This window comes from Streptococcus sp. Marseille-Q0941 (genome assembly GCF_943736975.1).
GTDB lineage: Bacteria > Bacillota > Bacilli > Lactobacillales > Streptococcaceae > Streptococcus.
This window is the reverse complement of sequence record NZ_CALSFO010000001.1, coordinates 143,433-153,983: the sequence shown is the minus strand read 5'-3', so window position 1 is coordinate 153,983 and position 10,551 is coordinate 143,433. Positions and strand designations below refer to the sequence as shown.

11 protein-coding genes are annotated in these 10,551 nt (G+C 41.7%); 8 read left to right on the top strand and 3 right to left on the bottom strand.

Annotated elements, in window-relative coordinates; all coding sequences use genetic code 11:
• Window positions 1–273: 273 nt before the first annotated feature.
• Together NGI26_RS00830 and NGI26_RS00825 are read right to left on the bottom strand one after the other, a co-directional pair.
• Window positions 274–1,818 (bottom strand): peptide chain release factor 3, encoded by a 1,545-nt coding sequence (locus NGI26_RS00830; protein ID WP_251934769.1) that lies wholly within the window; start codon window positions 1,816–1,818, stop codon window positions 274–276.
• Window positions 1,819–1,959: 141 nt separating this feature from the next.
• Window positions 1,960–2,652, bottom strand: coding sequence for a YwaF family protein (locus NGI26_RS00825; protein WP_251934768.1), 693 nt, complete (start codon window positions 2,650–2,652; stop codon window positions 1,960–1,962).
• Window positions 2,653–2,818: 166 nt separating this feature from the next.
• Here NGI26_RS00825 and gatC point away from each other — a divergent pair, with 166 nt between their 5' ends.
• From gatC to nusB, 8 genes are all read left to right on the top strand, one after another.
• On the top strand, window positions 2,819–3,121 hold the full coding sequence (gene gatC / locus NGI26_RS00820; protein ID WP_251934767.1) for an Asp-tRNA(Asn)/Glu-tRNA(Gln) amidotransferase subunit GatC: 303 nt from the start codon (window positions 2,819–2,821) through the stop codon (window positions 3,119–3,121).
• On the top strand, window positions 3,121–4,587 hold the full coding sequence (gatA, locus tag NGI26_RS00815; protein ID WP_251934766.1) for an Asp-tRNA(Asn)/Glu-tRNA(Gln) amidotransferase subunit GatA: 1,467 nt from the start codon (window positions 3,121–3,123) through the stop codon (window positions 4,585–4,587). The genes gatC and gatA overlap by 1 nt, the downstream gene beginning before the upstream one ends.
• Window positions 4,587–6,035 (top strand): Asp-tRNA(Asn)/Glu-tRNA(Gln) amidotransferase subunit GatB, encoded by a 1,449-nt coding sequence (gatB, locus tag NGI26_RS00810; RefSeq protein ID WP_251934765.1) that lies wholly within the window; start codon window positions 4,587–4,589, stop codon window positions 6,033–6,035. Before gatA ends, gatB begins: the two co-directional genes overlap by 1 nt.
• Before the next feature lie 72 nt (window positions 6,036–6,107).
• Window positions 6,108–7,064, top strand: a complete 957-nt coding sequence (locus tag NGI26_RS00805; protein ID WP_251934764.1) for a zinc-ribbon domain-containing transport protein — start codon at window positions 6,108–6,110, stop codon at window positions 7,062–7,064.
• Between the two features lie 11 nt (window positions 7,065–7,075).
• Window positions 7,076–8,227 carry an SPFH domain-containing protein gene (locus NGI26_RS00800; RefSeq protein WP_251934763.1) on the top strand — a complete coding sequence of 384 codons (1,152 nt, stop codon included), beginning with the start codon at window positions 7,076–7,078 and terminating at the stop codon, window positions 8,225–8,227.
• 80 nt (window positions 8,228–8,307) lie between these two features.
• Window positions 8,308–8,868 (top strand): elongation factor P, encoded by a 561-nt coding sequence (gene efp / locus NGI26_RS00795; protein WP_006150235.1) that lies wholly within the window; start codon window positions 8,308–8,310, stop codon window positions 8,866–8,868.
• A 21-nt stretch (window positions 8,869–8,889) separates the two neighbouring features.
• On the top strand, window positions 8,890–9,279 hold the full coding sequence (locus NGI26_RS00790) for an Asp23/Gls24 family envelope stress response protein (protein ID WP_251934762.1): 390 nt from the start codon (window positions 8,890–8,892) through the stop codon (window positions 9,277–9,279).
• On the top strand, window positions 9,272–9,691 hold the full coding sequence (gene nusB / locus NGI26_RS00785; protein ID WP_251934761.1) for a transcription antitermination factor NusB: 420 nt from the start codon (window positions 9,272–9,274) through the stop codon (window positions 9,689–9,691). Before NGI26_RS00790 ends, nusB begins: the two co-directional genes overlap by 8 nt.
• A 55-nt stretch (window positions 9,692–9,746) precedes the next feature.
• On the opposite strand, the gene NGI26_RS00780 is transcribed toward nusB, so the two are convergent.
• Entirely contained in the window at window positions 9,747–10,472 is a 726-nt protein-coding gene (locus NGI26_RS00780) for a CPBP family intramembrane glutamic endopeptidase (protein WP_251934760.1), read from the bottom strand.
• Window positions 10,473–10,551 lie beyond the last annotated feature (79 nt).

Below are 10,551 nucleotides of genomic sequence, written 5' to 3'. Positions count from 1 at the left end.
CTAGCCAAGTTCCATAGAAACTTGGCGTTAGTTACTTAGATTGTTACACAATCATCAAAATTCAGTTTCCTACGACACGAAGAGGCGAAAACGATTATTTTTCGCCGATGAGTTAGTAAGGCAACAAGCTAGTTCGCTTCCTTTCTGTTACGACGGCAAAACCCACGAATCGATACCATTCGTGGGTTTTACCTAGTGAAGCGTTTAGGCAAACCGATATAGCGGTTACCGTTAAATGACAGCAACTTTGTGTTGCTAGTCATTTGTAACGATTTACATCTTTTCTTCCAACTCCACGTCTGGATACTTGTCTGCAAACCAGCGGAGGGCAAAGTCATTTTCGAAGAGGAAGACAGGTTGGTCAAAGCGGTCTTTTGCCAAGATGTTTCGACTTGAAGACATGCGTTCGTCTAGGTCCTCTGGCTTGATCCAACGAACGGTCTTTTTACCCATTGGGCTCATGACAACTTCCGCGTTGTACTCGCCTTCCATGCGGTGTTTAAAGACTTCAAATTGGAGTTGTCCAACGGCACCTAGCATGTACTCACCTGTTTGGTAATTCTTATAAAGCTGGACAGCTCCTTCTTGTACCAACTGTTCCATTCCCTTATGGAATGATTTTTGTTTCATGACGTTCTTAGGCGAAACCTTCATGAAAATTTCTGGTGTAAAGGTTGGCAGTGGTTCAAACTCAAACTTGTTTTTTCCAACTGTCAAGGTATCACCAACTTGATAAGTACCTGTATCGTAAACTCCGATAATATCACCTGCCACGGCATTGGTTACATTCTCACGACTTTCCGCCATAAACTGAGTGACATTAGACAGCTTGGCGGACTTTCCAGTACGAGGCAGGTTAACACTCATCCCACGCTCAAATTCACCTGAAACGATACGGACAAAGGCGATGCGATCACGGTGTCGAGGATCCATGTTAGCTTGGATTTTAAAGACAAATCCTGAGAAGTCCTTGTCATAAGGATCCACAATTTCGCCGTCTGTTTTCTTATGTCCATGAGGTTCTGGAGCAAACTTGAGGAAGGTTTCAAGGAAGGTCTGCACACCAAAGTTAGTGAGGGCTGATCCAAAGAATACCGGAGTCAAATCACCTGCAAGAATGGCTTCCTCTGAGAACTCATTTCCTGCTTCATTCAAAAGCTCAATATCATCTTTGACTTGCTCGTAGAAAGGATTGTTACCAAAAAGCTTGTCCCCATCTTCCAGACTAGCAAAACGCTCATCCCCTTTATAGAGCTCCAAGCGTTGGTTATAGAGGTCATACAAGCCTTCAAAGGCTTTCCCCATCCCAATCGGCCAGTTCATTGGATAACTAGCAATGCCTAGAACTTCTTCCAATTCTTGCAAGAGGTCCAATGGCTCACGTCCATCACGGTCTAGCTTGTTCATAAAGGTAAAGACCGGGATGCCACGGTGTTTCACAACTTCAAACAATTTCTTGGTTTGGGCCTCGATACCCTTGGCAGAGTCCACAACCATGACCGCAGCATCCACCGCCATCAAGGTACGATAGGTATCTTCTGAAAAGTCCTCGTGTCCTGGTGTGTCGAGGATGTTGACGCGCTTGCCATCGTAGTCAAATTGCATAACAGATGAAGTAACCGAAATCCCACGTTGTTTCTCGATATCCATCCAGTCAGACTTGGCAAAAGTCCCTGTTTTCTTTCCTTTTACAGTACCAGCCTCACGAATCTCACCCCCAAAGTAGAGCAATTGCTCAGTGATGGTTGTTTTCCCCGCGTCCGGGTGGGAGATGATGGCAAAGGTACGGCGTTTCTTAATTTCTTCTTGAATAGTCATATCTTCTCTTTCTTTTCTTTTAGGATAATAGTGAATGTTAGTATTTTTATTTTTTACATTGGAATATTATAATCCTTTCAACTCTCCATTATATCGGATTTTGGGGAGTTTTTCAATTGCTCATCTGATGAAAAAGGTAAGCTAGAGCATAGATTTCACCTGATTCCTCTTTTTCCACCGTTTTTTGAACAAGATATCAAAGAGAACCAATGCCAGTGAGAGAATAACCGACACAAGGAGGTACTTTATCCATAGAGGAGCATTCGAGATAAATGGTGTATCTCTTAAGAGGCCATAATTTCCGCCCGTCACCTGATTAACCCCAACTAGAAAGAGATTGAGGATAAAGGTATAGGCTACAATCATATATTTCTTGAGCAGGCTCTTGTCATAGTGATTCATCAAGTAGACCAAGGAGTTCACCAAAAGAGCATAGTGCCCAATCAAAAACGAAAAGCTGGTGATATGGGGGAAATCATAGGGGTCAAAAACGGGGTAAACCAGTGCAAAAACCGCTCCACTTGCTCCTAAGAGGGCAAAGTATTGCTTGCTCCGCCATTTATCTGGCAAGAAAACCACCGCAAACATAGCTAAACGGCAATGATAAAAAGGAAGGCTATTAGAAAAGGGAATTCCAAAACCAACATACCAACTATAAAGAGCTAGTAACTGGAGGATCTGAATCCCCTTAAACAGGTAGACAAAGCGTGGATTCTTGTGATAAGCAAGCGCCCCATAAATACAAAGCACTAAAAGAAGCATCATAATCCCATACCAAAAAAGCGGAATGGGAGGAGGGACTGTCTGAGTTCTGGTGATAAATTGATGGAACATATTTCTATCCTAGCTCTTATTTTCTCTATTCTCTAGTTCAACCATTATAGCGAATTACAAGCGATTTTTCAATTTCTACTTCTTTTCAGCTTGACTTGCCTTATTTATAGGAAAATATGGTAAAATAGAACAGACTAAAAATCATCATTTCACGAAAGGATGCAAGATGAAAATTACGCAAGAAGAGGTAACACACGTTGCCAATCTTTCAAAATTAAGATTCTCTGAAGAAGAAACTGCTGCCTTTGCGACAACCCTGTCTAAGATTGTAGACATGGTTGAGTTGCTAGGCGAAGTCGATACAACTGGTGTCGCACCTACTACGACCATGGCTGACCGCAAGACTGTACTCCGCCCTGATGTAGCCGAAGCAGGAACAGACCGTGACCTCTTATTTAAAAATGTACCTGAAAAAGATAATTACTACATCAAGGTACCAGCTATCCTAGATGATGGAGGAGATGCCTAATGACTTTTAATCATAAAACCATTGAAGAGTTGCACAATCTCCTTGTCTCTAAGGAGATTTCAGCAACTGAATTGACCCAAGCTACACTTAAAGATATTAAGTCTCGCGAGACATCTATCAACGCTTTTGTCACCATCGCTGAGGAGCAAGCTCTTGCTCAAGCCAAAGCCATTGACCACGCAGGAATTGACGTGGATAATGTCCTTTCAGGAATTCCGCTGGCTGTTAAGGATAATATCTCAACAGACGGCATTCTCACAACTGCAGCCTCAAAAATGCTCTACAACTACGAGCCTATTTTTGATGCAACAGCCGTTGCCAATGCAAAAGCCAAGGGCATTATTGTCGTCGGAAAGACCAACATGGACGAGTTTGCCATGGGGGGATCAGGTGAGACTTCTCACTACGGTGCCACTAAAAATGCTTGGGACCACAGCAAGGTTCCTGGTGGTTCATCAAGTGGTTCTGCTGCAGCTGTAGCTTCTGGGCAAGTCCGCTTGTCACTTGGTTCTGATACTGGTGGTTCCATCCGCCAACCGGCTGCCTTCAACGGGATTGTTGGTCTCAAACCAACCTACGGAACAGTTTCACGTTTCGGTCTCATTGCCTTCGGTAGCTCGCTAGACCAGATTGGACCTTTCGCACCAACTGTTAAGGAAAATGCCCTCTTGCTTAATGCTATTGCTAGCGAAGATGTCAAAGACTCTACTTCTGCCCCTGTTCGCATTGCTGACTTTACTTCAAAAATCGGTCAAGACATAAAGGGCATGAAAATCGCTTTGCCTAAAGAATATCTTGGTGAAGGGATTGATCCAGAAGTTAAGGAAACCATCCTCAAAGCCGCTAAGCACTTTGAAAAACTTGGTGCTATCGTTGAAGAAGTTAGCCTTCCTCACTCTAAATACGGAGTTGCCGTTTACTACATCATCGCTTCATCTGAAGCTTCATCAAACTTACAACGCTTTGACGGTATTCGTTATGGCTACCGTGCAGAGGATGCGACTAATCTCGATGAAATCTATGTAAATAGCCGTAGCCAAGGTTTCGGTGAAGAAGTAAAACGCCGTATCATGCTAGGTACTTTCAGCCTTTCATCAGGTTACTATGACGCCTACTACAAGAAGGCTGGACAAGTCCGTACCCTTATCATCCAAGATTTCGAAAAAGTCTTTGCGGATTACGACTTGATTTTGGGTCCAACTGCTCCAAGCGTTGCCTACGATTTGGACTCACTCAACCACGACCCAGTTGCCATGTACTTGGCTGACCTCTTGACCATACCTGTCAACTTGGCTGGTCTCCCAGGAATTTCGATTCCTGCTGGATTTGCTCAAGGTCTACCTGTCGGTCTCCAATTGATCGGTCCTAAATACTCTGAGGAGACCATTTACCAAGCTGCTGCTGCCTTTGAAGCAACAACAGACTACCACAAACAACAACCTGTGATTTTTGGAGGTGATAACTAATGAACTTTGAAACAGTCATTGGACTTGAAGTCCACGTAGAGCTCAACACCAATTCAAAAATCTTCTCACCTACTTCTGCCCACTTTGGAAACGACCAAAATACCAACACCAACGTGATTGACTGGTCCTTCCCAGGAGTTCTGCCAGTTCTCAATAAAGGGGTTGTCGATGCCGGTATCAAGGCCGCTCTTGCCCTCAACATGGACATCCACAAAAAGATGCACTTTGACCGCAAGAACTACTTCTATCCTGATAATCCCAAAGCCTACCAAATTTCTCAGTTTGATGAACCTATCGGTTATAATGGTTGGATTGAAGTGGAGCTAGAAGACGGTACGACTAAGAAAATCGGTATCGAACGAGCTCACCTAGAAGAAGATGCTGGTAAGAACACCCACGGTACAGATGGTTACTCTTATGTTGACCTCAACCGCCAAGGGGTGCCCTTGATTGAGATTGTATCTGAAGCTGACATGCGTTCTCCTGAAGAAGCCTACGCTTATCTGACAGCCCTCAAGGAAGTCATCCAGTACGCTGGCATTTCTGACGTTAAGATGGAAGAAGGTTCTATGCGTGTGGATGCCAATATCTCTCTTCGTCCTTATGGTCAAGAGAAATTCGGTACCAAGACTGAGTTGAAGAACTTGAATTCCTTCTCAAATGTTCGCAAGGGTCTTGAATACGAAGTCCAACGTCAAGCTGAAATCCTTCGCTCAGGTGGTCAAATTCGCCAAGAAACACGCCGTTACGACGAAGCTAACAAAGCAACCATCCTCATGCGTGTTAAGGAAGGTGCTGCAGACTACCGCTACTTCCCAGAACCAGATCTACCCCTCTTTGAAATCTCAGATGAGTGGATCGGAGAAATGCGTACAGAGTTGCCAGAGTTTCCAAAGGAACGCCGTGCGCGCTACGTATCTGACCTTGGCTTATCAGACTACGATGCTAGTCAGTTGACTGCAAACAAAGTTACTTCTGACTTCTTTGAAAAAGCTGTTGCCCTGGGTGGCGATGCTAAGCAAGTCTCAAACTGGCTCCAAGGGGAAGTCGCTCAATTCTTGAACGCTGAAGGAAAAACACTCGAACAAATCGAATTGACACCAGAAAACTTAGTAGAAATGATTGCCATCATTGAAGATGGTACCATCTCATCTAAGATTGCCAAGAAAGTCTTTGTCCATCTGGCTAAAAATGGCGGTGGCGCGCGTGAATACGTGGAAAAAGCAGGAATGGTTCAAATCTCAGATCCAGATGTTCTGATTCCAATCATCCACCAAGTCTTTGCGGATAATGAAGCAGCCGTTGCCGACTTCAAATCAGGCAAACGCAACGCAGACAAGGCCTTCACAGGATTCCTTATGAAAGCTACCAAAGGTCAAGCCAACCCACAAGTAGCCCTCAAGCTACTTGCCCAAGAATTGGCTAAGTTGAAAGAAGATTCATTATAATATAACTGTCACAAGCTAATTAAAATTCTAGCTTGATGCCTTACACTTTGTACTCACATAGTTAGGAGACATATGAAAAAGTTATATACTCTTATCGCTACTTGCTTGCTTCTTCTCTTTGTGACACCCCTACAATCCATCGATGCAGGTGTTGGACATTCTCGAAGTGGTAGCTCTAGTCGCAGTAGCTCACGAAGCAGTAGCAGTTCAAGTGGAGGAGGAAGCCGCTCTGGTGGCTCATCTTATCACTACTACCGCTCTGGATACGAATCATCCTCTAGTAGCTCTTCCAACCCATTCGAAATGGGATTGGTGTTCCTAATCGCCGCAGGAGTTTTCCTAGTTTATATCTTTCAATCCTCGAAGAATAACTCAGAAGACTCAAGTTCAACATACACTAGTAATGATTCTCAAACTCTCCACCGACGAATTGAACATAACACTTTGGCCATTAGTCGTGTGAAATATGGGGATCCAAACTTTGACGCGGATGCCTTCACTTCTTGGGTTAAGGAAGTCTACCTTAAATTGCAGGTTGCCTGGACTGAAAAAAATTGGAACTCTGTCCGAGCTTTAGAAAGTACCAGTCTCTACTCCCAACACAGTGCCCAACTCGAAGACCATATTCGTGCTAAAACAACTAATATTTTAGAGAAAGTTTGTATCGAAAATGTTCGCATCAAGGAGTTCATTGAAAATCCTGACGGAAACGATACCTTAGTGGTGATTCTATCATCAATTTTACGAGACTATGTCATTGACGATGAGACTCGCCGTGTCCTTGAAGGAGACCCTAAAAAAGATCTCTTCACCGTGTATCAATTGAACTTTATTCGTAAACACGGTAGTCAAACTGAATCAATTGATCAAGAGGAAGCTGTGAGCGACCACTGTCCAAACTGTGGCGCACCACTGAAAATATCAGCTATTAGCAAATGTGACTATTGCGGAGCTGAATTAACACGTAGTCCAAACCAATGGGTACTTGATACCTATGATGTTGTGGATGAAGATGAACTTTATAACTAGGAGAAATAATTATGGGATTTATTCGTGCTGCCCTATCTGCCGGGCTCAATAGTTTTAACGATAGCAAATTTAAAGAAGCTGTTGTACTTCCAAATGACGTATCATCAGATGCTGTAGCCATTAAAGGCCAACGACTCGCAAAAGACCCTGACGGTCAATCTAGACAAAGCAATCAAAATACTGGACTTCTTACAGATGGTTCTGTTGTCATTGTCCCTCAAGGCTACGTTGCCATCTTGGTCAATAACGGAACCTTCCTAGGAGATGTCTTGGAAGCTGGTAGTCATGAATGGCAAGCAGGAGACAATGCATGGCTTCTTGAAAAAGGTGGCTTAAAAGGAACTTGGGAAAATTTTAAAAACCGTTTCTCTTTTGGAGGACAAGTTATTACCCAACAAGAAATTATCTATATCCGCATGCAACCTCTTGCTGGTAATAAATTTGGTACTCAAAACGCTGTCGAATACTTCAGCGAACGCTATCAACAACTACTCAACATCCGTTTCTACGGCCTATTTGATGCTAAAGTTTCCGATCCAGTTCTCTTTTATGTAAGTTCTGTTAGCCACCAAATTACAGAGCAAAAACCATTTACCTTGCAGGACGTCGCTCAAGGTACACTTCGTCAAAATATCGCACCAAAAATCGCCATTGCTATTGCCAAGTATACCAACGAAAACAAAGTCGATATCTATAGCTTAAATGCGAATCAAGATACCTTTAACGAAGTAGCCAAACAAGAGGTCAACAAAGTTTGGACAGGACTTTATGGTATCGAAGCAACAAACATTTTGCTAGAAGACCTCAGCTATGACCAAGAAAGTTTAGAAATTGTTCGTAAGCTTGATAGTGAACTTGTAGCCATGAAATACAACACAATCGAGATTGAAGAACGTCGTGCTCGTAATGAAGCCCTTGTTGCTGCAGCTAATAACGAAGGTAACGGCAATGGTATGAACATGTTTATGGGAATGAATCTTGGACAAGCTCTTGGGGGTCAACTTAGCCAACAAGCCCAACCTCAAGCTCCTGTTCAAAACAATGGACAAGCTCCAACTCAAAACAATGGGCAAACAGCAAGTAAGAATTTCTACATTGAAGTCGATGGCAAGTACGTATTAGTTACTAAGGACGAAGATGGAAACATCGTTCCTGTCAACTAATCTCACTTCCCTGATATTTGAGAAATTTCACGACTTATGATACAATAAAGAGTAAATTATTTTATTAAAGAGGTAAAAACATGATTGAAGCAAGTAAATTAAAAGCTGGTATGACCTTTGAAACAGCTGACGGAAAATTGATCCGCGTTTTGGAAGCTAGCCACCACAAACCAGGTAAAGGAAACACGATCATGCGTATGAAATTGCGTGATGTCCGTACTGGTTCAACATTTGAAACAAGCTACCGTCCAGAGGAAAAATTTGAGCAAGCGATTATCGAAACTGTGCCAGCACAATACTTGTACAAAATGGATGAAACAGCTTATTTCATGAACACTGAAACTTACGACCAATACGAAATTCCAGTTGTAAATGTTGAAAATGAATTGCTTTATATTCTTGAGAACTCTGAAGTTAAAATTCAATTTTACGGAACTGAAGTAATCGGTGTGACAGTACCTACAACTGTTGAATTAACAGTTGCTGAAACTCAACCATCTATTAAAGGTGCTACTGTTACAGGTTCTGGTAAACCAGCTACAATGGAAACTGGACTTGTGGTCAACGTTCCAGACTTCATCGAAGCAGGACAAAAACTCGTTATCAACACTGCAGAAGGAACTTACGTTTCTCGTGCCTAATCTCTAGAAAGAGGTCATTCTATGGGAATTGAAGAACAATTAGGCGAAATCGTTATCGCCCCACGTGTACTTGAAAAAATCATTGCTATCGCTACTGCTAAAGTAGAAGGTGTCCACTCTTTTTCAAACAAATCAGTATCTGACACCCTTTCAAAACTTTCACTCGGTCGTGGTATCTATCTAAAAGAATCTGAAGAAGAATTAACAGCTGATATCTATCTCTATCTTGAGTATGGTGTTAAGGTTCCTAAGGTTGCAATGGCTATTCAAAAAGCTGTAAAAGATGCCGTTCGTAATATGGCTGATGTTGAACTCAGTGCGGTGAATATTCACGTTGCTGGTATTGCACCAGATAAAACACCAAAACCAGCATTGAAAGACTTATTTGATGAGGACTTCCTCAATGACTAGTCCATTATTAGAATCTAGACGCGAACTACGAAAATGTGCCTTCCAAGCACTGATGAGTCTTGAATATGGTTCTGATATTGAAACTGCTTGTCGCTTCGCCTATACTCATGATCGAGAAGACGACGAGGTAAAACTCCCTAGTTTCCTAATCGATCTTGTATCTGGTGTTCAAGCTCAAAAAGAGGAACTAGATAAACAAATCACTCAGCATTTAAAGTCTGGTTGGACGATTGAACGGTTAACCTTAGTTGAAAAGAATTTATTGCGTTTAGGAGTTTTCGAGATCACTTCCTTTGATACTCCTCAACTTGTAGCTGTGAATGAAGCTATTGAGCTTGCAAAAAGCTTTTCAGATCAAAAATCAGCTCGTTTCATAAACGGACTGCTCAGTCAATTTGTAACAGAAGAATAAACTAAAAAAGTGTTTGACAGATATCAAACACTTTTTTCTTTGTCTTCTCCTATTCCTATCTAAAAAAACGATCATAGATTAAATTAGAAAGAAGCAACCAGATGAAATCTGCATGAATGAGAAAGTTCATAAAACTATGGCACAGGATTGTGATTTTTAGATTCTTTGTCCAACGGTAGACTAGGGCAAAGAAAAGACCAGAAAAACTATAAACCATCAAACTGATGGGATCGCGATGGGACAATACCAAATGACTGAGCCCAAAGATAAGAGCTGATAAGATAACATCCAAGTAGTATTTGGACTTAGGGAAAAAAGTATTCATAAAATAGCCTCTATGAACTATCTCCTCCAATAGAGGTCCAAGAATGACAACTGAAACAAAAGAGAAGCAAGTCATTAAAATAGTAGATTCCCCACTGATGGATATGACTGAAAGAAGATCTTCAAAGATATAGTGATTATTAATGAAGCGACTAAACTGTAAGTAAAAAGCACTTAACAACTGACGGACAACATAAGTAGCCGCCAGACTAACTACAAGGTAAAAGAATCTGGATTTTTCCGAGCCCTTTTTCTCAAAAATATAGAGCATTTTTTTCTTTTTAAGCCAATAGATCAATAGTCCTAAAAGAGCTAGCTGCTCTACTGCTACAATAATAGAATAGCCATCCATACCCCAGACAAACATCTTAGCTAGATACAGACTACTGAAATCTAGCAGATAAATTGATAGAAATACCATTAATGTATATATTCCCAAATGACCTAGTTTTTTCATACTCACTCCAAAAAATCTTTGTTGATTTAATTTTATAGCAGATGTATCTTTTGTTATATTAACAACTTCTTTTGCAAAA

Coding starts and splice junctions, on each gene's coding strand:
- NGI26_RS00830 (WP_251934769.1), bottom strand. CDS start 1,818: ATGACTATTCAAGAAGAAATTAAGAAACGCCGTACCTTTGCCATCATC.
- NGI26_RS00825 (WP_251934768.1), bottom strand. CDS start 2,652: ATGTTCCATCAATTTATCACCAGAACTCAGACAGTCCCTCCTCCCATT.
- gatC (WP_251934767.1), top strand. CDS start 2,819: ATGAAAATTACGCAAGAAGAGGTAACACACGTTGCCAATCTTTCAAAA.
- gatA (WP_251934766.1), top strand. CDS start 3,121: ATGACTTTTAATCATAAAACCATTGAAGAGTTGCACAATCTCCTTGTC.
- gatB (WP_251934765.1), top strand. CDS start 4,587: ATGAACTTTGAAACAGTCATTGGACTTGAAGTCCACGTAGAGCTCAAC.
- NGI26_RS00805 (WP_251934764.1), top strand. CDS start 6,108: ATGAAAAAGTTATATACTCTTATCGCTACTTGCTTGCTTCTTCTCTTT.
- NGI26_RS00800 (WP_251934763.1), top strand. CDS start 7,076: ATGGGATTTATTCGTGCTGCCCTATCTGCCGGGCTCAATAGTTTTAAC.
- efp (WP_006150235.1), top strand. CDS start 8,308: ATGATTGAAGCAAGTAAATTAAAAGCTGGTATGACCTTTGAAACAGCT.
- NGI26_RS00790 (WP_251934762.1), top strand. CDS start 8,890: ATGGGAATTGAAGAACAATTAGGCGAAATCGTTATCGCCCCACGTGTA.
- nusB (WP_251934761.1), top strand. CDS start 9,272: ATGACTAGTCCATTATTAGAATCTAGACGCGAACTACGAAAATGTGCC.
- NGI26_RS00780 (WP_251934760.1), bottom strand. CDS start 10,472: ATGAAAAAACTAGGTCATTTGGGAATATATACATTAATGGTATTTCTA.